The following is a 22,013-nucleotide window of genomic DNA, read 5'->3' on the forward strand; positions in this document are numbered from 1 at the left end:
CGGACACCCCCACCGCGACAGGACGGACCCCGCATGCCCGAAGACCTGACCGCACTGCGCGCCCGGATGGCCGCGTTCATCGACGACGAGGTGATCCCCGCCGAGCGGCTGCTCGGCTCCGGCACCCCCGAGGGCCGCGCCGCGCTCGCCGCCCTCCAGGACCGGGCGCGCGAGCTCGACCTGTGGATCCTCGGCCACCCGGCCGAACTCGGCGGCAAAGGGCTGCCGTTGTACGAGTTCGCGCTGATCAACGAGATCATCGGCCGCTCCGAGTACGGCCAGCTCGCGGTCGGCACGTACACCATGCAGGACTCGATCATGCTCGATCTGTACGCCTCCCGCGCGCAGCGCGAGCGCTGGCTGAAGCCGCTGGTGAACGCGGAGATCAGCCCGAGCGTCGGCCTGACCGAGCCGGAGGTCGCGGGCTCCGATCCGACGCGGATCGCGACGACCGCCGTGCTCGACGGCGACGAGTGGGTGATCAACGGCCACAAGTGGTTCACCACCGGGGCCAGCCGGGCCGCCTTCACCACGGTCTTCGCCCGCACCGAGGAGGACGCCGCGAGCCCGCACGGCACCGTCTCCGCGATCATCGTCCCGGCCGGCACGCCGGGCCTCGAGATCACCCGCGTCCTCGAGACGATGGGCGACACCGAGGGCGACCACTGCGAGCTGCGGCTCACCGACGTCCGGGTGCCCGCCGACCACCTCCTGGGCGAGCGCGGCAAGGGCTTCACGATCGCCCAGCGCCGCCTGGGGCCAGGCCGGATCTTCCACTGCATGCGCTGGCTCGGACAGGCCCAGCGGGCCTTCGAGTTGATGGTCGAGCGGGCCAACTCCCGGTACGCGCACGGTTCGCTGCTCGGCGAGAAGGGCGAGATCCGCCGCTACATCGCGGAGTCGGCCGCAGAGATCCAGTCCGCCCGGCTCATGACGCTCGACGCGGCCCGCCGCTACGACCAGGACGGCCAGGCCCGCCTGGAGATCAGCATGGTGAAGTTCTGGGGCGCGCAGGTGCTGCACAACGTGGTCGACCGCGCCATCCAGGTGCACGGCGCGCTGGGCGTCACCGCGGACACCCCGCTGGAGGGCATGTACCGCAGGGCCCGGTACGCGCGCATCTACGACGGGCCCGACGAGGTGCACCGCATGGTGGTCGCCCGCAAGCTGCTCGCCGATCCGGGCGCCGCGCCGTGGGCGGGGCTGCCCGCGTGAGCGAGGAACTGCGGGAGGAACTGCGGGCCCGGCTCGCCGAGTTGTGGGGCGTGCCCGTTTCCGTCGAGGGCTGGCGGCGGCTGTCCGGAGGCGCGAGCCGTGACACCTGGTCCCTGGACGCCGCGCCGGAGGGCGGGGCCGCGCGCCCGCTGATCCTGCGCCGCGATCCGCGGTCCCGGCCGAACCCGGAGGTGATGGCGCGGGAGGCCGCGGTGCTCTCGGCCGCGGCGGACGCCGGGGTGCCGGTGCCCGGCCTCGTCGACCACGGCGCGGTCCTGGGCCGCGCCCACCTCGTGATGGAGCGGGTCGAGGGCGAGACGATCCCGCGCCGTCTGCTGCGGGACGACCGGTTCGCGGCCGTGCGCCCGAAGCTGGCGCGCGAGCTCGGCCGGATCCTCGCGCGCATCCACGCGATCCCGGTGGACGCGGTCCCCGGGCTCGAACACGTCGACGTACTGGACCAGTTGAGCGGCCTCTACCGGGAGCTGGACGACCCGCGCCCGGCCCTCGAACTGGCCTTCCGGCACCTCGCCGAGCACCGGCCGCAGAGCACCCGGCCGACCCGCGTCGTGCACGGCGACTTCCGCAACGGCAACCTCATGGTCGACGGGACGGGCGTGCGCGCCGTCCTCGACTGGGAGCTCACCCACGTCGGCGATCCCGTCGAGGACCTCGGCTGGCTGTGCGTGAAGGCCTGGCGGTTCGGCTCGCCCGAACCCGTCGGCGGCTTCGGCCCGCGCGCGGAACTGCTCGCCGGATACGCCGAGATCGCGGGGGACGCGCCGGGCGAGGACGAGCTGCGCTGGTGGGAGACGTACGGCACGCTGCGCTGGGCCGTGCTGTGCCGGATGCAGGCCGAGCGCTTCCTGTCGGGCGCCGAGCAGTCCGTCGAGTACGCCGTCCTCGGTCGCAAGGTGTGCGAGCAGGAGCACGACGTGCTGCTCGCGCTCGGCGTCACCGAACCGGCGCCCGTGCCCGACGTCCTCGCCGACCGCACGGACACCGCCGCCGCTCCCCCGCACGATCCGCCGGGCGCCGACGCGCTGCTGCGCGCCGTGCAGGGCTTCCTCGCCGAGGAACCGGCTGACGATCCGCGGCGCCGGTTCCTGGCGAAGGTGGCGGCCAACGCGGTGGCCGTCGCCCGCCACGAGGCCCTGCTCGGCCCCACCCACGCCGAGGCCCACGCCCGCCGCCTGGCCGCCGTCGGCCGCACCGACGACCGCGACCTCGCCGAGGCCATCAGGCACGGCGCCGTCGATCCCGGCGATCCGGCGGTCCTCGCGGCCGTACGCGGCGGGGTCGCGGACAGGCTCGCGGTCGCCAACCCGGCGTACGCGGCGCAGCCGGCCCGGTGACCGCCGCCCCGAACCCGTAGGAAAGAGAACCGAGGGAGCACGCGCATGACCAGCACAAGGCCCGCACCCGACACGGACCGGCGGGTGAAGGTCACCGTGACCGACGGCGTCGCCGACGTGCGGCTCGACCGGCCGGAGAAGCGCAACGCGCTGGACCCGGCCATGTTCGAGGCGCTCGTGGCGACCGGCGAGCGGCTGAAGACCGAGCAGGGCGTCAGGGCCGTCGTGCTGTCGGGCGAGGGGCCCGACTTCTGCGCCGGGCTCGACTTCACCGCGTTCGAGGCGATGCGCGACGGGGAGCGGATCTCCGGGCTCGCCGAGCTGCCGCCTTCGGACGGTCCCGCGCGGGCCGCCGGGCAGCGCGCGGCGTACGTGTGGGCGGAGCTGCCGGTGCCCGTGATCGCGGCGCTGCGCGGCAACGCGCTCGGCGGCGGGCTCCAGATCGCGCTCGGCGCCGACATCCGCATCGTGGCGCCCGACGCCCGGCTCAGCGTGTTCGAGGTGGCGTGGGGGCTGGTCCCCGACATGACCGGCACGCAGCTGCTGCCCGAGCTCGTGGGCCGCGACGTCGCGAAGGAACTCACGTACACGGCCCGCGTCGTCGGCGGTGAGGAGGCGGCGCGCATCGGCCTGGCGACGTACGCGGCGGACGATCCGGTGGCGGCGGCGCTCGAGACGGCGCGGCGGATCGCGGGGCAGAGCCCGCACGCCGTGCGCGCGGCGAAGCGGCTGCTCGACCTCGCGGGCCGCACCGATCTGGCGACCGGCTTCGCCGAGGAGCAGAAGGAGATCGGCGCGCTCATCGGCAGCCCGAACCAGGTCGAGGCGGTCGCCGCCCGCTTCGCCAAACGGGCGCCCCGCTTCACCGACCTCTGACCGCCCGTGCCGCACAGCACCTCACCGCACCGAGTAGACCTGGGGATCAACGCATGACAGTCCAGACCGAGTTCACGGAGATCCGCCTGCGGGTCGCCGACCACGTCGCCACCATCACCCTGCACCGTCCCGACCGCCTGAACGCGTTCACGCACACCATGGCCGCCGAGCTGATCGCCGCGTTCGACGCCACCGACGCCGACGACGACGTCCGGGCGGTGGTCCTGACCGGCGAGGGCCGCGGCTTCTGCGCGGGCGCCGATCTGGCGGGCGGCGCCGCCACGTTCGACCACGATGCCGTGGGGCGCGCGGGCGGGCGCACGGACTTCGGCACCATCGACGGCGTCCCGCGCGACGGCGGCGGCTGTGTGGCGCTGCGCATCGCCGCGAGCGTGAAGCCGGTGATCGTCGCGGTCAACGGGCCGGCGGTGGGCGTCGGTTCGACGATGACGCTGCCCGCCGATGTGCGGATCGCCGGCGAGTCGGCCCGCTTCGGGTTCGTGTTCGCGCGGCGCGGACTGGTCCCGGAGGCGGCGTCGAGCTGGTTCCTGCCGCGGGTCGTGGGGATCTCGCAGGCGATGGAGTGGGTGGCGACGGGCCGGGTCTTCGACGCGGCGGAAGCCCTGAACGGACGGCTGGTCTCCCGCGTCGTCCCGGACGTCGAGCTGCTGCCGACGGCGTACGCGCTGGCCGCCGAGATCGCCGAGAACACCTCCGCCGTGTCGGTCGCGCACTCCCGCCGCCTGATGTGGTCGATGCTCGGCGCGGCCTCCCCGTGGGACGCGCACCGCCTCGACTCGGCGGCGATCTTCCGGCTCGGCCAGGGGCCGGACGCCGCCGAGGGCGTGATGTCGTTCCTGGAGAAGCGACCGGCCAAGTTTCCGGCGACGCTCGCCGACCACGCGGACACCCTGCCGTCGTGGCCCGACGCCCCGGAGGACGTGCGATGAGCGCGGCGGACCTGTTCGACCTGAGCGGGCACGTCGCGCTCGTCACCGGCGGCAACTCCGGCATCGGCCTCGGCATGGCCCGCGGCCTCGCGCAGGCGGGCGCCGACGTGTGCGTGTGGGGCACCAACGCGGAGCGCAACGCCGCGGCGGCCGAGGAACTCGCGCAACACGGTACGCGGGTGGCCGCGATCCGCTGCGACGTGGGCGACGAGGACGCGGTGACGGCGGCCTTCGCCGAGACCCTTGAACGCTTCGGCCGGGTCGACTCCTGCTTCGCCAACGCCGGGATCAACGGCACCATCACCCCGTTCACGGAGCTGAGCCTCGCGGACTTCCGGCGGGTGATGCGGGTGAACCTGGAGGGCGCGTTCCTCACCCTGCGCGCCGCGTCCGCGCACATGGTGGAGCGCGGGGGCGGCGGTGTCCTCGTCGGCACGTCGAGCCTGTCGTCGGTGCAGGGAAGCCCGCGCAACGAGGCGTACGCGGCGAGCAAGGCGGCGCTCACCTCGCTGATCCAGGGCTGCGCGGTGGAGTTCGCACGCCACGGCATCAACGCCCACTCCCTGCAGGTGGGTTGGGTGGAGACGCCGCTGGCCTCGGCGACGCTGCACAACGAGACGTTCGAGCGCAACGTCATGAAGCGGATGCCGCAGCGGCGCTGGGGCGATCCGGCCGACTTCGCCCGCCTCGCCGTGTATCTGGCGGGCGGCACGGGCGGTTTCCAGACCGGGGACACGATCGTCGTGGACGGGGCGTACTCGATCTTCTAATCGACTCGGAAACTTCCGAAGGGCGCTACGACCGGTCGAGGTCGCGCACCGCGTCGTGCGCGGCCTCGCTCTGGCGCAGCACCTGCCTGTTCAGCTCCTCGACCGGCAGCTCGTTCTCGCCCATCACCCCGGCCGCGAAGCGGGCCGCCACGCCCGCGCCGATGCACGCGGAGCGCCAACGGGAGAACGCCACGTAGTACGGCAGGTCCGACACGTCGCGGCCGGAGGCCTTCGCGTAGGCGTCGACGAGTTCGGCGCGGGTGCGGAAGCCAGGGGCGGCGGTCGGGCCCGCCGTGGTCGGGGGCAGGGTGTCGCCGGGCTCCTCCCACGTGGAGACGAGCCAGCCCAGGTCGGCCAGCGGGTCGCCGAGGGTGGCCAGCTCCCAGTCGAACACGGCGAGCACGGTGCCGTCGGGGGCGAAGGAGAGGTTGCCGGGCCGGAAGTCGCCGTGCACGATGCCGGTCGACTGCGCGGGTACGCGGGCGAGCAGCGCGTCGTGGACCGTGTCGAGGAGCTTCGGGTCGGGGGCGCCTGAGCGGTGCACCTGGCGCCGCCAGCGGTGGAGTTGGCGTTCCACGTAGCCACGCGGCCGGGCCAGATCGCCGAGGCCGACGGCTTCCGGGTCGACGCGGTGCAGGTCCGCGAGGACGTCGACGAGGTGGTCGCCGGCCCGGCGCCGCGCGTGTGCGGGCCAGTCGCGCACGGCGTCCCGGTCCGCACCGACCGTGCCGTCGACGAAGTCCATGACGTAGAACTCCGCGCCGGTCACCGACGGGTCCGCGCAGTAGGCGAGCGGGCGCGGCACCGGGACGGGCGTCGGTGCGAGCGCGGTGAGGAAGCGCCATTCGCGGCTCATGTCGTGCGCGGTGCTGAGGACGCCGCCGGTCGGCGGTCTGCGCAGGGCTCGTACGGTGCCGTCGGCGTCGGTCACCCGGTAGGTGAGGTTGGAGCGGCCGCCGGAGACGACGTCGAAGGTGAGCGGCGGGACGAGCCCGGGGACGTGCGCGGCGAGCCAGTCGTCGACCGCGGCGTCGAGGCCGGCCGTCACGCCGGGTCCGGCTGCGCGTAGCGTGCCTTGAGCTTGCCCTTGACCAGCTTGCCGGTCGGGGTGCGCGGCAGTTCCTCGACGAAGTCGACGCTGCGGGGCGCCTTGTAGTGCGCGATGCGTTCCCGTACGTACGCGATCAGCCGCTCCTCCAGGTCGGGCCCCGGGGCGACGCCGGGCGCGGGCTGTGCGACCGCCTTGACGGCCTCGCCCATTTCGGGGTCGGGCACGCCGATGACCGCGACGTCGGTGATGTCGGGGTGGAGGGCGAGGACGTTCTCGATCTCCTGCGGGTAGATGTTCACCCCACCGGAGATGATCATGAAGGTGCGGCGGTCGGTGAGGAACAGGTAGCCGTCCTCGTCGAGGTGGCCCACGTCGCCGAGCGTCACCCAGTCGTCGTGCTCCGGGTGCTGGGCGCCCTTGGTCTTCTCGGGGTCGCCGAGGTACTCGAAGGAACCGTCGCCCTCGCGCGCGAAGTAGACGGTGCCGGTCTCCCCCGCGGGCAGCACGCGGCCCTCGTCGTCGCAGATCCGGGGCTGCCCGAGGATGGGGCGGCCGACAGAGCCCGGCTTCTTCAGCCACTCCTCCGAGGTGATCAGCGTCATGCCGATGCCCTCGGTCGCCGAGTAGTACTCGTACAGCTTGGGGCCCCACCAGTCGATCATCGCGCGCTTCACGTCGGGCGGGCAGGGCGCGGCGGCGTGCACGACGACCTTCTGGCTGGAGACGTCGTAGGCGGCGCGGACCTTCTCCGGCAGCCGCAGCAGGCGGATGAAGTGGGTGGGCACCCATTGGCTGTGCGTGATGCCGTACCGCTCGATGGCCCGCAGCGCGTCCTCCGGGTCGAAGCGCTCCATCATGACGACGGTGCCGCCGAGTGCGTGCACGGAGGCGCCGTAGCGCAGCGGCGCCGCGTGGTAGACGGGAGCGGGCGACAGGTACACCGCGTGCTCGTCGAAGCCGTAGAACAGGCGCAGGAGTTCGACGAGGGTGTCGCCGGGCTCGCCGACCTGGCGGTCCGGCAGGTCGGGGCGGATGCCCTTGGGGCGTCCTGTGGTGCCGGAGGAGTACAGCAGGTCGGCGCCGCGCGGCTGGTCGTCGGGCGGCTCGGACGGGGCGCCGGCGAGCGCGGTGGCGTAGTCGTCGTAGCCGTCGACGTCGCCTCCGTAGGCGAGCCGTACGCGCACGGTCTGCGGGATCCGCCCCGCGACGTCGCGCGCCAGGTCGGCGAGCGCGCCGGAGACGACGAGGGCGGCGGCGCCGGAGTCCTCGACGATGTACGCGATCTCGGGCGCGGACAGATGGTGGTTGACGAGGGTGATGTAGAGGCCGGAGCGCACGGCGGCCCAGTACACCTCGTAGGTGTGGATCGAGTTGTCGGTGAGGAGGGCGACCACGTCGCCGCGGCGCAGGCCCGCCTCGCGGAACACGTGGGCGAGCCGGACGGAGCGCTCCTCCAGCTCCCCGTAGGTCAGCTGCTCACCGGTCGACGCCATGACGACGGCGGGGCGCTGCGGATCGCTCTGGGCATGGGCACCTGGATACACGGGACGCCTTTCGCGTGGACGTGGACGCCGGTGGGTGGCCGTGCACTCTTTCTAAGTCACCGCGCGAGGGGGCAGCAAGACGTACGACGTCATGAATAGATCGTTCGTTCAGGGCGGATGCGCCCGGTTCAACTCCCGTCGGAGCGCGAGGTTTCGGCCGCCGTCCAGCGCCGGAAGGCCCGCATGAAGCTGGACGGCTCCGAGTAGCCGAGCCGGTGCGCGAGTTCGGCGGCGGACAGCCGCTCGTGCCGCAGGCCGTCCTGCACGAGGGTGAGCCGCACGTCGTCGAGGAGCCGCCGGTAGGTGGTGCCCTCGGCGGCGAGCTTGCGGCGCAGGGTGCGCGAGGTGATGTTCATGCGGCGGGCGACACACTCGATGCCGGGGTCGGGTCCGCCACCCGCCAGCAGCTGCCTGCGCACCGTGCGGGCCGCTCCGCTGCCGCCCGCCCGCTGCGCCACGAGCCGCTCGCACAGTTCGCGGCAGATCTGCGCGGTGTGCGGATTCCCGTACGGCAGCGGCCTGTCCAGGAACGCGGCGTCGTGGACGAGGGCCGTGGTCGCCGCGTCGTAGCGGACCGGGACGCCGAGCGCGGGCGCGGGGCCCGGCGGTTCGGGGAAGGCGAGGTCGACGCGGAGCAGCGGGCCCGGCGGGTCGCCGGTGAACACCTGCCGGGCGAGCACGATGTTGGCGGCGCAGTCCCGCTCGACGAGGAAGCGGCGCACGTCGGCGGGGACACGGCTGCCGTCCATCCGGTGCTCGACGTGCCCCGAGGCGCCGATGACCGCGCTGTGCCGGGCGAAGCCGAAGGTCAGCGCCGAGTACCGCAGCCCGTCCCGGAAGGCCTCGCGCATCGTCGGGGCGCTGAGCAGCGCGTACCCGAACAGGCCGAACGTGGTGACGTGGTAGCGGGCCCCGACCTCCAGACCGAGTCCGGGGCGGTCGCCGATGCCGTGCAGCAGATTGCGGACGACGGCGAGTTCCTGCGCGGCCTCGACGAGGTGGTGCGGGTCGGCGAGCGCCGCCTCGTCGATTCCGGAGCCGTCGAGGCAGTCGGCGGCCGGCAGGCCGCGCTCGGCGGCGAAGGCGAGCAGCGGCAGGACGCCGGACGCGGCGCGCGGGAAGTCCCAGTCGGTGAATCCCTCGGCGATGACCTCCGGCTGCGCGGCAGCCGTGTCCACCGACACGGTCATGACCGGCCCTCCGTTTCCCGCCGTCACGCTGCCAACGCCCGCATCCGTCAGGGGAGTTCATGACAGCACGGCGCTCTCGGCGGCCACAACCCGGCTGCGTGTCCGAATCTGTCCCGGCGTTGTCCGCTTCGGTCATGGAGGGCCCGGGGCCCGCCGCTTAGCTTGAGGCGAGTGTGTCCGGTCCCGTCCGGCGGCCGGGCGCGGCATCGTCGCCGACGCAGGGAGGACGCGCGTATGCAGACCAAGGGAGCCCTGCTCCACAAGCCCGGCGAGGACTGGACGGTCGAGCCGATCGAGATCGGCGACCCGGTCGCGGGCGAGGTGCAGCTGCGCCTGGCCGCCTCGGGCCTGTGCCATTCGGACGAACACTTCCGCGTCGGCGCCAGCCTCGCCGCCACCTACCCGCTGCTCGGCGGGCACGAGGGCGCGGGCGTGGTGACGAAGGTCGGCCCCGGCGTCACCGGTGTCGAGGAGGGCGACCACGCGATCCTCGGCTTCATCCCGGCCTGCGGCGTGTGCCGCCCCTGTTCGCAGGGCCTGCAGAACCTGTGCGACCAGGGCGCCAACCTGCTCACCGGGCAGTCCATCGCCGACAACACCTACCGCACGCGCACCGCGGGCGGCGCCCCGGTCACACCGATGTGCCTGCTCGGCACGTTCGCCCCGTACGTGACCGTGAACCAGTCGTCCGTCATCAAGATCGAGAAGGATGTGCCGCTGGAGACGGCCGCCCTGCTCGGCTGCGGTGTCTCCACGGGCTGGGGCTCCGCCGTCTCCATCGGCGACACCCGCCCGGGAGACACCGTCGTGGTCGTCGGAGTCGGCGGCATCGGCATCAACGCGGTGCAGGGCGCCGCGGCGGCCGGCGCGCGGTTCGTGATCGCGGTGGACCCGGTCGAGTTCAAGCGGGACAAGGCACGGGAGTTCGGCGCCACCCACACCTTCGCCTCGATGGAGGAGGCCGAGGGGCCGGTCACCGAGCTGACCTGGGGCGCGAAGGCGCACACCGTCATCCTGACCGTCGGCGAGCTCCAGGGCGACCAGCTGGCCCCGGCGCTCGCGATGACCGCCAAGGGCGGCCAGGTCATCGCGACGGCCCTCGCGGACATGCAGCAGATCGACGCCAAGGTCAGCCTGTTCGATCTGACGCTGATGCAGAAGCGGATCCAGGGCGCGATCTTCGGCGGCATCAGCCCGCGCACCCAGATCCCGCGCCTGCTCGAGCAGTACCGCGCCGGCCGGTTGAAGCTGGACGAGCTGACGACGCGCACGTACCGCCTGGAGGAGATCAACCAGGGCTACCAGGACATGCGCGACGGCAAGAACCTGCGCGGCGTGATCCGCTACACCGACGCGGACTACTGATTCCGTACGGGAGCGGGGCGGGGCGGCCCGTGCCGGGTCACAGGCCGCCCCGTTCGCTCACGCGTCGTGCCACCTCGCGCAGCTTGATGTTGTGCTCCTGCGAGTAGCGGCGCAGCGTGGCGAAGGCCTCCGCCTCGGAGAGGTCGTGGGCGGCCATCAGGATGCCCATGGCCTCCCCGATGACGTGGCGGGTCTCCACGGCTCGGTGCAGCGAGGCGTGTTCGCGTGCGGTGGCGAAGGCGACGGCCGCGTGCGAGGCGAGGAGCCAGCCCGCGGCCTCGCTGTCCTCCGTGAACGCGCCCGGCTTGCGGGAGTAGAGGTTGAGGGCGCCGAGGTCGCCCTCCTCCTCGGTGTAGAGCAGGAACCCCATCATGCTGCCGACGCCGAGTTCGTGGGCGCGCGGTGCGTAGGAGCGCCAGCGCGTCGTCTCGGTCGACACGTCCTTGATGCGGAACACCGGGTGCCCGGTGCGGGCCGCGTCGAAGCAGGGGCCCTCGCCCAGCCGGCCCTGGAGCCTGTCGCTCTCCTCGACGAGCGTCTCCGTGGCGGCCAGTGTCTCGACCCGGCCCTTGCGCAGGACGAGGATGCCGGCCGCGTCGCAGCCCTCGACCTGGCCGACGGCCCAGGCCGTGATGTGGTTCAGGGTCGCGTCCACGGAGTCCTGCGCCAGCAGCTCACGCGCCATGGACGCCATGTTCAGAGCAAACTCACGCCATTCCATGCCGCGCTCCTCGCCTCGGGGGTACGTGCCTTCTCGCGCTGCCGCCTACCCTGCCACGGCCGAGGCGTTGCTGACCGGAAGCGTCTTCTGTGCCCCGGCCACATAGAGGTCGCGCGGGGCGGTGCGCAGCACGAACGTGTCGTCGTCCTTGTCGACACGCACGGACATCACGAAGAAGCCGTCGTGCTCGGTGGTGGTCCGCACGTCGACCTGGCTCTCCCAGTACGTCTGGAGGAACACCTCGGTGTCGTAGGGGTCGACGCCCTGGGGCGTGGTGACCCGGCCCTGGACGGTGAGGATGTCGCCGGCCTTCACCTTCCGCTTGTTGACCTGGTAGCTGACGGTGCTGGTCCGGCGCTCGACGCCGACCGTGGTGTCCGCGAAGTAGCCGTCCTGCGGGGTGTCGGGGTCGCCGTCCTCGTCGTACGTGGCGGAGATCTCCACCTCGGATTCGACGTTGAGGAGGCTGCTCGCGCCCACGTGGTCGATGTTGACGTTCGGGATCGTGAACTTCCCTTCGGCGTCGCTGACCGGCGTGCCGAGTTCGCGCGGCTCGTAGTAGTTCGGGTCGATGGGGTCGCCCCACGGGTTCCAGGTGGTGAAGCGGACGACCTCCTTGACGGTGACGGGGATGTTCGGCGCCGGGGTGCCGTCGGCCTTGGTGACGGTGCCGGTGACGTCGACGCGGCGGTCGTCGTAGTCAGTGCTGGTCGGGTTGGTGGTCACGTGCAGGACGTACGCGTCGCCGGGCGCCGCGTCGGCGCCCTGCGCGGAGGCGGCGGGTGCGGACAGGGCGCCCGCGGCGAGGAGGAGCGCGGCGACGGCGGCGGTGCGCTTCGCGGATGTGGTGCGGGACACGGTTCGACTCCAGGTGTGCGGGGTGGGTGTGTCACCGGGTTCGATCCGTGCGGTGGGGCGGGAGTTGTCCGGGGGGGCGGGTGCCGTTGCGCGGCTGTGACGGGAGACCGATTTGCCCGCCTTTCGTGTTCATCCGGATGTCGCTCGCGGGTCACACACCCGGCCGCCGCTCCCCTGGGTGTCCCTTGACAAGCCTCCCCCTCCTTGATTGCTTGGCTTCACCACACACCGAATGATCGGTCGGTTCGTCGACGGAAGGGGAAGCGGCGTGACGGAAGGCGTCGAACCGGGGCCCGCGGAGCGGATGTTCGCGGCGGATCTGGCCTCCCAGCTGCTCGGGATCGAGCTTCTGGAGCACGGCTCGGGGCACGCCACGCTCCGGATGAAGGTGACGGCGGCCATGGTGAACGGGCACGGGATCGCGCACGGCGGCTATGTCTTCCTCTTCGCGGACACGGCCTTCGCCTGCGCCTGCAACAGCGAGGGTCCCGTCACCGTGGCCTCGGGCGCCGACATCACCTTCGTCGCCCCCGCGCACGAGGGCGACGTGCTGGTGGCGGCCGCCCACGAGGTCACCCGCTACGGCCGCAGCGGCCTGTACGACGTGCGGGTGACCCGCGGCGACGCGGTGATCGCCGAGTTCCGCGGCCGCAGCAGGAGTGTGGCTACAGGCCCAGGTCGCTGAGGCCCGGATGGTCGTCGGGGCGGCGCCCGAGCGGCCAGCGCAGCAGCCGGTCGGCCTCGGTGATCGGCACGTCGTTGATGGAGGCGTGCCGCCTGCGCATCAGACCGTGCTCGTCGAACTCCCAGTTCTCGTTGCCGTACGCGCGCTTCCAGTTGCCCGAGTCGTCGTGGCACTCGTACGCGAACCGGACCGCGATCCGGTCGCCGTCGAACGCCCACAGCTCCTTGATCAGCCGGTAGTCGAGCTCCTGGCGCCACTTGCGGGTGAGGAAGGCGACGATGTCGTCGCGGCCCTCGAGGAACTCGGCGCGGTTGCGCCACCGGCTGTCGAGTGTGTAGGCGAGCGCGACGCGTTCGGGGTCGCGGGTGTTCCAGGCGTCCTCCGCAAGGCGCACCTTCTGCACGGCCGTGTCGTGTGTGAAGGGCGGGAACGGCGGGCGGGCGGTGTCGTCGGTCAAGGTCTGCTCACTCCTTCTGTCGAGACCAGGATGCGCCCGCGCCGCCTCGCTGTCAGAGCAGTTCGAGCACCGTGGCGTTGGCCATGCCGCCGCCCTCGCACATGGACTGCAGCCCATAGCGGATGCCGTTGTCCTTCATGTGGTGCACGAGCGTCGTCATGAGGCGGGCGCCGGAGCCGCCGAGCGGGTGGCCCAGCGCGATGGCGCCACCGTTGGGGTTCAGGCGCGCGTAGTCGGCGCCGGTCTGCCGCTGCCAGCCGAGCGAGACGGAGGCGAACGCCTCGTTGATCTCGTACGTGCCGATGTCGTCGAGCGCGAGGCCCGACCGCTGCAGGACCTTGGCGGTGGCCGGTATCGGGCCCTTGAGCATGGTGACCGGGTCGACGCCGGTGACGACCCCCGTGTGGAAGCGGGCGAGCGGCGTCCAGCCGTTGCGGGCGGCCACCTCGGAGGTCGTGACGAGCAGCGCGGCGGCGCCGTCGGAGATCTGCGAGGCGTTGCCCGCGGAGATCACCCCGTCCTCCTTGAACGGCGTCTTGAGCCCGGCCAGCTTCTCGACCGTGGTGCCGCGGCGCACGCCCTCGTCGGTGTCGAAGAGGGTGCCGTCGGCGAGCGTGACGGGGGTGATCTGGTTCTTGAAGCGTCCCTCGTCGATGGCGCGGGCGGCCTTCTCGTGCGAGTCGGCGGCGTGCTGGTCGAGTTCGGCGCGGGTGAGGTCGAACTCCTCGGCGATCATCTCGGCGCCGACGCCCTGGTTGAAGACGACGTGGTCGTAGCGTTCGCCGACGAGCGGGCCGAACGGCTTGCCGGCCACGCCGCCCGCGCGCGAAGAGCCCATCGGGACGCGGGACATGGACTCGACGCCGCCCGCGACGGCGATGTCGTACTGCCCGGCGATGACACCGGCGGCCGCCTGGTGCACGGACTGCTGCGAGGAGCCGCACTGCCGGTCGATGGTGAGGCCGGGCACCGACTCGGGCCAGCCGGCGGCGAGCACGGCGAACCGGCCGACGCCGCCCGCCTGCTCGCCGACCTGGGACACACAGCCCCAGATGACGTCGTCGACGGTGGCCGGGTCGAGCCCGTTGCGCTCGGCGAGGGACTTCAGGACATGGGCGGAGAGGTCGACGGGGTGGATGTCGGAGAGGGCGCCGCCCGGCTTGCCCTTGCCGACCGGTGTCCGTACGGCGTCGACGATGACTGCGTCACGCATGGGAACTCCTGTACCTGGTAAGGGGGTCGGTCGGTCTACTTCGGGGCCATGCGGATCGCACCGTCGAGGCGGATGGTCTCGCCGTTGAGCATCGGGTTGGTGACGATGGACTCGACCATGTGCGCGTACTCGGCCGGCTGCCCGAGGCGGGCCGGGTGCGGGACCTGGGCGCCGAGCGAGTCCTTGGCCTCCTGCGGCAGACGGCCGAGCAGCGGGGTCTCGAACAGGCCGGGAGCGATGGTCATCACGCGGATGTTCATGCGTGCCAGGTCGCGGGCGATCGGCAGCGTCATGCCGACGATGCCGCCCTTGGACGCCGAGTACGCGCACTGGCCGATCTGGCCGTCGAACGCGGCCACGGAGGCGGTGTTGACGATGACGCCGCGCTCGCCCTCGACCGGTTCGTTGCCGGTCATGGCCTGGGCGGCGAGGCGGATGACGTTGAAGGTGCCGATGAGGTTGATCTCGACGACCTTGCGGAAGGTGTCGAGGACGTACGGGCCCTCCTTGCCGACGGTGCGCCCGGCGGAGCCGATGCCCGCGCAGTTCACGGCGACGCGCAGCGGGGCGAGCGCGACGGCGGCCTCGACGGCGGCGGTGGCGTCGGCCTCGCTGGTGACATCACCGGCGACGAAGGTCGCGCCGAGTTCCTTGGCGACGTTCTCGCCGTCGGATGTCGGCAGGTCGAAGATGACGACCTTGGCGCCCGCGGCGGCGAGCCGCTCGGCGGTGGCCCGGCCGAGGCCGGAGGCGCCGCCCGTGATCAGGGCGGAGGACTGGGCGTCGATCTGCATGGCAGGTCCCTTCTTGGAGCCAGTGGTGGCGGGGCGGTCAGAGGCCGAGCGACTTCGCGATGATCGTCTTCATGACCTCGTTGGTGCCGCCGTAGATGCGCGAGACGCGGGTGTCGGCGTACAGGCGGGCGATCGGGTACTCGGTGACGTAGCCGTAACCGCCGTGCAGTTGCAGGCACTTGTCGATGACGCGGCCGGCGACCTCGGTGCAGAACAGCTTCGCCTTCGCGGCGTCGGCGACCGTCAGCTCGCCCTGGTCGTGCAGTTCGAGCGCGCGGTCGGCCATCAGCTGGGCGGCCTCCACCTCGGTGGCGCACTCGGCGAGCACGAACTTGGTGTTCTGGAAGTGGGCGACCGGCTTGCCGAAGACCGTGCGCTCCTTCACGTAGTCGGTGGCGAAGCGCAGCGCGGCGGCGGCCGTGCCCGCGCCGCCCAGGGCGATCATGAGGCGTTCCTGGGCGAGGTTGTGGGACAGGTAGGAAAAGCCCTTGCCCTCCTCGCCGAGCAGGTTCTCGACCGGCACCTTGACGTCCACGAAGGCGAGTTCGGCGGTGTCGGACGCCTTGAGCCCGATCTTCTGGAGGCGGCGTCCCACGGAGAAGCCCTCGCTCGCGGACTCCACGACGAGGATGGACAGGCCGCCGCGGCGGTCGTCGGGATCGTACGGAGACGTGCGGGCGACGACGAGGACGAGGTCGGCGAGGACGCCTCCGGTGATGAACGTCTTGGCACCGTTGAGGACGTAGTGCGTGCCGTCGGCGGAGAGTTCGGCCTTCGTCTGGATGTTGGCCAGGTCGGATCCGGTGCCGGGCTCGGTCATCGCGATGGCGGTCATCAGGTCGCCGGAGACGAAGCCGGGCAGCCAGCGCTCCTTCTGCTCCGGCGTCGCGTACGTCATGAGGTACGGCAGGATCAGGTTCGAGTGCACCGAGTAGTTGCCGAAGGTGACTCCGGCACGTGTCGTCTCCTCGACGGCGACGGCCGCGAACTTGAGGCTGGCCTCGCCCCCGCCGCCGTACTCCTCGGGGACCTGGACGCCGAGCACGCCCAGCTCGCCGAGCCTGCGGTAGAAGTCGCGCGGCGGGTGTCCCTGTTCCTCCCACTCCTGGTGGACGGGGGTGACTTCCTTGGCGATGAAGTCCCGCAGCATCCGGCGGAACGCCTCGTGGTCCTCGTTGAACAGCGTACGGCGCACGGTGGCCCCTTCTGCCTGTGTAGAACGATCGTTAAGTTACGTCGGCCCGACGGCCCTGACAACCCGCCCCCTGGGGCTATCGCGGGCGGGGTACGTGGAGCAGGGCCTCCTGAGTGACCGAGGCGACGAGCTCCCCGCGCTCGGACCAGAACTCGCCCTGCGCGAAGGTCCTGCCGTCGCCCGCCGCGACGCTGTGGCACGCGAACAGCAGCCACTCGTCGACGCGCGCGGGCCGGTGGAACCACATGGCGTGGTCGAGCGAGGCGAGCGCGATGCCACGGGGCCGCGGTTCGCCGTAAGCGACCAGGGCGGTGGGGGCGAGCGGGGCGTCGCACATGTAGGCCAGGACCCCGGCGTGCAGGCCCGGGTCGTCCGGCATCGCGCCGACCGTGCGCATCCAGCCGTAGCGGTCGATGCGCCCGCCGTCGGCCGGTGTCGCGTCGGCGCGCACCCCGTCGGGGCGGCGCTCCATCGGCACCTCGCGGTACTCGACGGACGTGCGCAGCGGATGGTTCTGGGGCCGGTGCGCCCAGCCGTTGCGGAGCCGCTCGGGCCCCGGCACGTCGGGCATGCCGGGCTGGCGCCAACTTCCGCCCTGCTGCGGCTGCTTGAAGGACACGCTCATGGTGAGCGCCTCCTTGCCGTCCTGCTCGGCGGTGACCTGCCGCATCGAGTAGCTGCGGCCGTCGCGTACGACGTCGGGCGTGAAGCGCACCGGCCGCTCGGGCGACAGGGCGCGCAGGAAGTAGGCGTGCAGCGAGTGCACGACCCGGTCGTCGCCGACGCTGCGGTGGGCGGCGTCCAGGGCCTGAGCGAGGACGGCGCCGCCGTAGCTGCGGGCAGCGGCGCGTCCCGCGTGGCAGTGCCCCTGATACGCGCCGCCGTCGGGCGTGACGTCGACGCGGACGTGCCGGCCCTGCCCGAGCACGCCGTAGCGGGGCTGTGGCGGGGCGCCCGTCTCCCTCGGTATCGCCTCGTGGACCGTTCCGCCGCTCATACGCGTGTCGCTCCCGTCGCCGCCGCGTACCGCTGCCGCAGCTCCGTCTTGAGGATCTTCCCCGCGGCCGAGACGGGCAGCGCGTCCAGGAAGTGGATCTCGCGAAGGCGCTGGTACGGCGCGACGTGCTCGGCCACGAACGCCATGAGTTTCTCCGCGAGTTCGGGTCCGGCGGGGTGTCCCGCGCGCGGCACGACGTACGCGACGGGGATCTCGCCGACCTCGGTCCGCGGCGCCCCGATGACGCTGGCGCCCGCGACGGCGGGGTGCCGGTGCAGCAGGTCCTCCAGCGGCGTCGGGTACACGTTGTACCCCTTGTAGATCAGCATGTCCTTGGCCCGTCCCACCAGGTACAGCCAGCCGTCCTCGTCGACGCGGCCCAGGTCGCCGGTGCGCAGCCAGCCGTCCTGGAACTGCTCGGCCGTCAGGTCGGGGTGGCCCTGATAGCCGTCGGTGACCTGCGGGCCGCGCGCCCACACCTCACCGGTCGCGCCGACGGGCAGGGCGGGGCCGCAGCCCAGGTCCCTGATCTCGATCTCGGTGTCGAAGACGGGCGCGCCGACGCTTCCCTCGGGCACCGGGTTGTCGGCGACGAGCGGGTGCGCGGCGAGCGCCATGGTGGCCTCGGTGAGCCCATAGCCTTCGACGATCGTGGCGTTCGGGAAGAGGCTGCCGAGGCGGCGCATGGTGTCCGTGTCGACGGGCGCGGCACCGGAGTTGACGCTGCGCACCGACGACAGGTCGAGTTCGTCGACGCCGGGCAGGGCGAGCAGGGCGTGGAAGAGGGCGGGCGATCCCGGCACGGAGGTGACGCGGTGCTCCTCGATGAGCCGCGCGAAGCGGCGGGGTTCGAACCGGCCGGCCATCACGACCGTACTGGCCACGGCGACGCTGACGGACTGGCCGACGAGCCCCATGGCGTGGAAGAGCGGGGCGAGGGCCACGGCGGTGGCGGTGCCGAGGTCCAGGGTGTGCGGGGTCCGCGCCTCCGGGACGGTCTCCAGGAGCACCCGTCCCGCGGCGTCGGTGCGGGGCACGGCGGCGCCGCGCCAGCACGCCATCTGGAGGGCGTTGGCGAGGACGTTGCGGTGCAGGACGCGCACGGCCTTGGAGCGGCCGGTGGTGCCGCCGGTGAACGCGAGGTGCGCGAGGTCGCCGCCGCCGACGACGGCCCGCTCCCCCGGCTCGGCCGCGAGCACGTCCTCCAGCGGGGTGCCGACGGGCCGTGCGCCCTCGGGGGCGGGCGCGGTGTCGGTGGCGGGGACGAGGACGGTCAGGCGAAGGCCCGGCGCGGCGGCCTCGGCGAGCGCGGCCGCGGTGGCGGGGTGGGTGAACGCGGCGACGGCGCGCGCCTCGTCGAGCTGCTCGCGCAGCGCCGTGGGCGGCAGCGCCGGGTTGACGGGGACGACGACCGCTCCGGCGAGCAGGACGGCGTAGTACGTGACGGTGAACCAGGCCGAGTTGGGCTGGTGCAGGGCGACGGCGTCGCCGGGGCGCACGCCGCGCTCGCGCAGGCCGGTGGCGAGGCGCAGTGCGGTGACGTACAACTCGGCGTAGGTGGAGGTGAGTTCGCCGTCGCTCAGGGCGGTGCGGTCGGGGTGGTGGTGGGCGGTTCCGGCGAGCAGGTCGCCGACGGCGGCGTCGGGGTAGGTGAGGCTCTGGGGCATGCCCGGAGGCACGTAGCGCGTCGTCAACCGACGATTCCCTTCTCACGGAGCGTGTCGACGTCTTCGGGGGTGAGCCCGGCGAGCGCGGTGAGGACCCGCACGGTGTCGGCACCCACGGGCGGGGCTGGGGCGGGATCGCCGGGCGGGGTGGCGGTGAAGCGCGGGGCGGGCGCGGGTTCGTGGCCGCCGTGCGGGCCGCGCCGGAAGGTGGCGCGGGCGGTGTTGTGCGGGTGCTCGGGCGCCTCGGTGAGGGACAGGACGGGCGAGACGCAGGCGCCCTGGCCTTCGAAGCGTTCCGCCCAGTCGTCGCGGGTGCGGGTGGCAAAAATCCGCGTCAACTCGGCTTTCATGGCCGGCCAGTTGGAGCGGTCGCGCTGCCGGGCGAACCGTTCGTCGGTGTCGAGGCCGAGGACGTGCAGCAGGGCGGCGTAGAACTGCGGCTCGATGGCGCCGACGGCGATGTGCCGGTCGTCGGCGCAGCGGTACACGGCGTAGAAGGGCGCGCCGCCGTCGAGCACGTTCGCGCCGCGCCGGTCCTGCCAGGCACCCTGGGCGAGGAATCCGTAGGTCATGGCGAGCAGCAGGGCGGTGCCGTCGGTCATGGCGGCGTCGACGACCTGCCCGACGCCCGTGGCGCGGGCGTGCAGCAGGGCGCTGACGAGGCCGAGCGCGAGCAGCATGCCTCCGCCGCCGAAGTCGCCGACGAGGTTGAGCGGCGCCACGGGGTCGCCGTCCGCGGCGCCGATGGTGTGCAACGCGCCCGCGACGGCGATGTAGTTGATGTCGTGCCCCGGCTCCTGGGCGAGCGGCCCGTCCTGGCCCCAGCCGGTCATCCGCCCGTACACGAGCGCGGGGTCGGCGGCGAGCAGGACGTCGGGGCCGAGGCCCAGGCGTTCGGCGACACCGGGCCGGAAGCCCTCGACGACGGCGTCGCTGCGGGCGATCAACTTCCGTGCGGCTTCCGCGCCTTCGGGGGCCTTGAGGTCGAGGGCGACGGAGCTGCGTCCGCGCAGGATCACCGGGTGCGGACTGGCCCGGCCCGCCTCGCCGGGGCGGTCGATCCTGACGACCTCGGCGCCGAGGTCGGCGAGGAGCATGCCGCAGAACGGGGCGGGGCCGATGCCGCCCAGCTCGACGACGCGGATACCGGCGAGCGGTCCGGCGGTCACCGGCCGGTCCAGCGCGGGGCGCGCTTCTCGGCGAATGCCCGTGCGCCTTCGCGGGCGTCGTCGGACTCCATGACGGGGGCGGCGAGTTCGCGCATCCGCTCCCAGGACTCGTCGGCGCTCCAGTGCTGGGCGTTCGCGACGATCTCCTTGGTGGCGCGGACGGCGAGCGGGCCGTTCGCGGCGATGGCGCGGGCGAGTTCGAGCGCGCCGTCGAGGGCGCCGCCCGGCGCGGTGAGCCGGTTGACGAGTCCGTAGGTGTGGGCGCGTCCGGCGTCGAGGAAGTCGCCGGTGAGGGCGATCTCCAGGGCGACGGAGTACGGGATGCGCCTGGGGAGTCTGAGCAGCCCGCCGGCCGCGGCGACGAGCCCGCGCTTGACCTCCGGGATGCCGAACCTGGCGTCCTGCGCGGCGACGACCATGTCGCAGGCGAGCGCGATCTCGCAGCCGCCCGCGAGGGCGTATCCCTCGACGGCGGCGATCACGGGCTTGCGCGGCGGCGCCTCGGTGATCCCGGCGAGACCGCGCCCCTCGACGACGGGCCGCTCCCCCGCGAGGAACGCCTTGAGGTCCATCCCGGAGCAGAAGCTGCCGCCCGCGCCGGTGATCACGCCCACCACCTGGTCGTCCCTGCGGTCGAGTTCGTCCAGCGCGGCGGCGACGCCCTCGGCGACGACCCGGTTGACCGCGTTGCGGGCCTCGGGACGGTTCAGGGTGATGACGGTGATCCCGTCGGCACGGAATTCGCTGAGCACGGCGTCGGTCATGGCGGGGCTCCCGAAAGTGGGTCGCGGACTGCGTACGCTGCGAACGGAGCGGTCGACGACCGCCCCGCCCGGCACGGCTCGGCCTCGCCCACCCCGCATTGAACATTCGTTAAGCTACGAGGGTGGGAGCCGGGCTGTCCAGACCCGTGATCAATTCCGGGACGAAGGTGGGGTGTTCGGCGGCCGACATCGTCCGGCCGCGGGGGCGTGTCAGCGGCGCGTGACCAGGACCGGGCAGTCCGCGTGGTGCAGCAGCGCCTGGCTGACCGAGCCGAGCAGCAGCCCCTGGAAGCCGCCGCGGCCGCGCGCGCCCACCACGAGGAGGCCCGCGTCCTGCGACGTCTCGATGAGGCTCTGGCGGACCCGGCCGTGCACCGAGCGCGCCTCGACCTCGACGTCGGGGTGCCGGTCGCGGCCCGCCGCGAGCGCCCCGGTCAGGGTCTGCTCGCTGTCCTCGCGCAGCTTGTCCGTGTCGAACCAGAGCGGGGCGGGGCCGCCGGGCCCCGCCGGGCCCGTGCCGCTCCAGGTGTTCCACACGTGCACGGCGAGCAGCCCGACCTCGCGCTGCGCGGCGGCCTCGAAGGCCGTCTCGACCGCCGCCTTCGCGGCGTCGGAGCCGTCGACGGCCACCGCGACGGGCCCTTCGGGGTGCGCCCGGCCGCGTACGACGAGAACGGGGCAGTCGGCGTGCGCGGCGAGGTGCACGGCGACCGAGCCGATCAGCAGGCCGGAGAAGGCGCCCAGGCCGCGGCTGCCGACGACGACCAGGGTGGCGTCGCGGGAGCGGCCCGCGAGGACGGTGAGCGCCTCGCCCCTGACGGCCTCGCCCTCGACCGGGGCGAGTTCGGGCTCCGCGGCCCTGGCCTGCTCCACGGCCTCCGCGACGACCTCCTCGGCCCGGGCGCGCAGCTCGGGCTCGGCGGAGTCCGTGGACGTCGTGCCGTGCCGGATGCGGTGCGCCGGCACGTTGAAGGTGGTCACGACGCGCACGCCGAGTCCGCGGCGGCGCGCTTCGTGCGCGGCGACGGCGACCGCCTCCAGGCTCGACTCCGACCCGTCGGCTCCGACCAGCACGTGGCCCGCCATGTGCGCCCCTTCCTCCTGCCGGACTGTCCGGTCACTTCCAGACTGGCCCCAGGAGCGGCCCTTCGCACGGCGGGCGACGGCTCATCGGCGC

Annotated in this window: 21 protein-coding genes; 7 read left to right on the plus strand and 14 right to left on the minus strand. The window is 73.0% G+C overall.

Translation table 11 applies throughout. The annotated features are described in order from the left end of the window. Window positions 1–33 precede the first annotated feature (33 nt). From ACTWJ8_RS03825 to ACTWJ8_RS03845, 5 genes are read left to right on the plus strand one after another with little or no spacing between them, the layout of a single operon-like run. Complete coding sequence (locus ACTWJ8_RS03825) at window positions 34–1,215, plus strand: acyl-CoA dehydrogenase family protein (RefSeq protein WP_356380183.1); 1,182 nt, start codon at window positions 34–36, stop codon at window positions 1,213–1,215. Beyond that, window positions 1,212–2,570: a phosphotransferase family protein gene (locus tag ACTWJ8_RS03830; protein WP_443262882.1), complete on the plus strand. Its 1,359-nt coding sequence runs from the start codon at window positions 1,212–1,214 to the stop codon at window positions 2,568–2,570. The genes ACTWJ8_RS03825 and ACTWJ8_RS03830 overlap by 4 nt, the downstream gene beginning before the upstream one ends. Window positions 2,571–2,615: 45 nt before the next feature. Beyond that, a complete protein-coding gene (locus ACTWJ8_RS03835; protein WP_356380189.1) occupies window positions 2,616–3,446 on the plus strand; it encodes a crotonase/enoyl-CoA hydratase family protein in 831 nt (276 codons plus the stop codon). A gap of 53 nt (window positions 3,447–3,499) precedes the next feature. Next, complete coding sequence (locus ACTWJ8_RS03840) at window positions 3,500–4,396, plus strand: enoyl-CoA hydratase-related protein (RefSeq protein ID WP_356380192.1); 897 nt, start codon at window positions 3,500–3,502, stop codon at window positions 4,394–4,396. Next, a complete protein-coding gene (locus tag ACTWJ8_RS03845; protein WP_356380195.1) occupies window positions 4,393–5,166 on the plus strand; it encodes an SDR family NAD(P)-dependent oxidoreductase in 774 nt (257 codons plus the stop codon). Before ACTWJ8_RS03840 ends, ACTWJ8_RS03845 begins: the two co-directional genes overlap by 4 nt. Before the next feature lie 25 nt (window positions 5,167–5,191). Here the strand turns inward: ACTWJ8_RS03845 and ACTWJ8_RS03850 are convergent, their stop codons facing one another. The 3 genes from ACTWJ8_RS03850 to ACTWJ8_RS03860 all read right to left on the minus strand — a co-directional run bounded on the left by ACTWJ8_RS03850 (window position 5,192) and on the right by ACTWJ8_RS03860 (window position 8,951). Next, a complete protein-coding gene (locus ACTWJ8_RS03850; protein ID WP_443262883.1) occupies window positions 5,192–6,214 on the minus strand; it encodes a phosphotransferase family protein in 1,023 nt (340 codons plus the stop codon). Beyond that, window positions 6,211–7,761, minus strand: coding sequence for an acyl-CoA synthetase (locus tag ACTWJ8_RS03855; protein WP_356380201.1), 1,551 nt, complete (start codon window positions 7,759–7,761; stop codon window positions 6,211–6,213). Before ACTWJ8_RS03855 ends, ACTWJ8_RS03850 begins: the two co-directional genes overlap by 4 nt. A 128-nt stretch (window positions 7,762–7,889) precedes the next feature. Next, window positions 7,890–8,951 (minus strand): AraC family transcriptional regulator, encoded by a 1,062-nt coding sequence (locus tag ACTWJ8_RS03860; protein ID WP_443262884.1) that lies wholly within the window; start codon window positions 8,949–8,951, stop codon window positions 7,890–7,892. Window positions 8,952–9,185: 234 nt separating this feature from the next. Here ACTWJ8_RS03860 and ACTWJ8_RS03865 point away from each other — a divergent pair, with 234 nt between their 5' ends. Continuing rightward, entirely contained in the window at window positions 9,186–10,316 is a 1,131-nt protein-coding gene (locus ACTWJ8_RS03865; protein WP_443262885.1) for an NDMA-dependent alcohol dehydrogenase, read from the plus strand. 37 nt (window positions 10,317–10,353) lie between these two features. Here the strand turns inward: ACTWJ8_RS03865 and ACTWJ8_RS03870 are convergent, their stop codons facing one another. Both ACTWJ8_RS03870 and ACTWJ8_RS03875 read right to left on the minus strand, forming a co-directional pair. Continuing rightward, window positions 10,354–11,037: a GAF and ANTAR domain-containing protein gene (locus tag ACTWJ8_RS03870; protein WP_356380209.1), complete on the minus strand. Its 684-nt coding sequence runs from the start codon at window positions 11,035–11,037 to the stop codon at window positions 10,354–10,356. A gap of 45 nt (window positions 11,038–11,082) precedes the next feature. After that, window positions 11,083–11,895 (minus strand): acyl carrier protein, encoded by an 813-nt coding sequence (locus ACTWJ8_RS03875; RefSeq protein ID WP_443262886.1) that lies wholly within the window; start codon window positions 11,893–11,895, stop codon window positions 11,083–11,085. A 304-nt stretch (window positions 11,896–12,199) separates the two neighbouring features. Here ACTWJ8_RS03875 and paaI point away from each other — a divergent pair, with 304 nt between their 5' ends. Continuing rightward, window positions 12,200–12,580 (plus strand): hydroxyphenylacetyl-CoA thioesterase PaaI, encoded by a 381-nt coding sequence (paaI, locus tag ACTWJ8_RS03880; RefSeq protein ID WP_356381609.1) that lies wholly within the window; start codon window positions 12,200–12,202, stop codon window positions 12,578–12,580. Here the strand turns inward: paaI and ACTWJ8_RS03885 are convergent. From ACTWJ8_RS03885 to ACTWJ8_RS03925, 9 genes are all read right to left on the minus strand, one after another. Next, window positions 12,561–13,037 (minus strand): nuclear transport factor 2 family protein, encoded by a 477-nt coding sequence (locus ACTWJ8_RS03885; RefSeq protein ID WP_443262887.1) that lies wholly within the window; start codon window positions 13,035–13,037, stop codon window positions 12,561–12,563. The two genes, paaI and ACTWJ8_RS03885, sit on opposite strands and share 20 nt — an antisense overlap. Before the next feature lie 52 nt (window positions 13,038–13,089). After that, window positions 13,090–14,250 (minus strand): thiolase family protein, encoded by a 1,161-nt coding sequence (locus ACTWJ8_RS03890; protein WP_443262888.1) that lies wholly within the window; start codon window positions 14,248–14,250, stop codon window positions 13,090–13,092. Window positions 14,251–14,285: 35 nt separating this feature from the next. Beyond that, on the minus strand, window positions 14,286–15,044 hold the full coding sequence (locus ACTWJ8_RS03895) for a 3-hydroxyacyl-CoA dehydrogenase (protein WP_356380221.1): 759 nt from the start codon (window positions 15,042–15,044) through the stop codon (window positions 14,286–14,288). A 37-nt stretch (window positions 15,045–15,081) separates the two neighbouring features. Further along, complete coding sequence (locus tag ACTWJ8_RS03900; RefSeq protein ID WP_356380223.1) at window positions 15,082–16,239, minus strand: acyl-CoA dehydrogenase family protein; 1,158 nt, start codon at window positions 16,237–16,239, stop codon at window positions 15,082–15,084. A 76-nt stretch (window positions 16,240–16,315) separates the two neighbouring features. Further along, window positions 16,316–17,236, minus strand: a complete 921-nt coding sequence (locus ACTWJ8_RS03905) for an acyl-CoA thioesterase (protein ID WP_443262889.1) — start codon at window positions 17,234–17,236, stop codon at window positions 16,316–16,318. Continuing rightward, window positions 17,233–18,903, minus strand: a complete 1,671-nt coding sequence (locus ACTWJ8_RS03910) for a class I adenylate-forming enzyme family protein (RefSeq protein ID WP_443262890.1) — start codon at window positions 18,901–18,903, stop codon at window positions 17,233–17,235. The genes ACTWJ8_RS03905 and ACTWJ8_RS03910 overlap by 4 nt, the downstream gene beginning before the upstream one ends. 23 nt (window positions 18,904–18,926) lie before the next feature. Next, entirely contained in the window at window positions 18,927–20,072 is a 1,146-nt protein-coding gene (locus ACTWJ8_RS03915) for a CaiB/BaiF CoA transferase family protein (RefSeq protein ID WP_443262891.1), read from the minus strand. Continuing rightward, window positions 20,069–20,836: a crotonase/enoyl-CoA hydratase family protein gene (locus tag ACTWJ8_RS03920; protein WP_356380235.1), complete on the minus strand. Its 768-nt coding sequence runs from the start codon at window positions 20,834–20,836 to the stop codon at window positions 20,069–20,071. The genes ACTWJ8_RS03915 and ACTWJ8_RS03920 overlap by 4 nt, the downstream gene beginning before the upstream one ends. Window positions 20,837–21,046: 210 nt before the next feature. Continuing rightward, window positions 21,047–21,922 (minus strand): universal stress protein, encoded by an 876-nt coding sequence (locus tag ACTWJ8_RS03925; RefSeq protein ID WP_443262892.1) that lies wholly within the window; start codon window positions 21,920–21,922, stop codon window positions 21,047–21,049. Window positions 21,923–22,013: the final 91 nt, after the last annotated feature.

It is taken from the genome of Streptomyces sp. SDT5-1 (genome assembly GCF_052245995.1).
Lineage (GTDB): Bacteria > Actinomycetota > Actinomycetes > Streptomycetales > Streptomycetaceae > Streptomyces.

Bases quoted from the DNA above. Each gene is read 5' to 3' on its own strand.
- ACTWJ8_RS03845 (WP_356380195.1), top strand. From the start codon at position 4,393: ATGAGCGCGGCGGACCTGTTCGACCTGAGCGGGCACGTCGCGCTCGTC.
- ACTWJ8_RS03870 (WP_356380209.1), bottom strand. From the start codon at position 11,037: ATGGAATGGCGTGAGTTTGCTCTGAACATGGCGTCCATGGCGCGTGAG.
- ACTWJ8_RS03825 (WP_356380183.1), top strand. From the start codon at position 34: ATGCCCGAAGACCTGACCGCACTGCGCGCCCGGATGGCCGCGTTCATC.
- ACTWJ8_RS03835 (WP_356380189.1), top strand. From the start codon at position 2,616: ATGACCAGCACAAGGCCCGCACCCGACACGGACCGGCGGGTGAAGGTC.
- ACTWJ8_RS03840 (WP_356380192.1), top strand. From the start codon at position 3,500: ATGACAGTCCAGACCGAGTTCACGGAGATCCGCCTGCGGGTCGCCGAC.
- ACTWJ8_RS03890 (WP_443262888.1), bottom strand. From the start codon at position 14,250: ATGCGTGACGCAGTCATCGTCGACGCCGTACGGACACCGGTCGGCAAG.
- ACTWJ8_RS03895 (WP_356380221.1), bottom strand. From the start codon at position 15,044: ATGCAGATCGACGCCCAGTCCTCCGCCCTGATCACGGGCGGCGCCTCC.
- ACTWJ8_RS03905 (WP_443262889.1), bottom strand. From the start codon at position 17,236: ATGAGCGGCGGAACGGTCCACGAGGCGATACCGAGGGAGACGGGCGCC.
- ACTWJ8_RS03925 (WP_443262892.1), bottom strand. From the start codon at position 21,922: ATGGCGGGCCACGTGCTGGTCGGAGCCGACGGGTCGGAGTCGAGCCTG.
- ACTWJ8_RS03865 (WP_443262885.1), top strand. From the start codon at position 9,186: ATGCAGACCAAGGGAGCCCTGCTCCACAAGCCCGGCGAGGACTGGACG.
- paaI (WP_356381609.1), top strand. From the start codon at position 12,200: ATGTTCGCGGCGGATCTGGCCTCCCAGCTGCTCGGGATCGAGCTTCTG.
- ACTWJ8_RS03860 (WP_443262884.1), bottom strand. From the start codon at position 8,951: ATGACCGTGTCGGTGGACACGGCTGCCGCGCAGCCGGAGGTCATCGCC.
- ACTWJ8_RS03910 (WP_443262890.1), bottom strand. From the start codon at position 18,903: ATGCCCCAGAGCCTCACCTACCCCGACGCCGCCGTCGGCGACCTGCTC.
- ACTWJ8_RS03920 (WP_356380235.1), bottom strand. From the start codon at position 20,836: ATGACCGACGCCGTGCTCAGCGAATTCCGTGCCGACGGGATCACCGTC.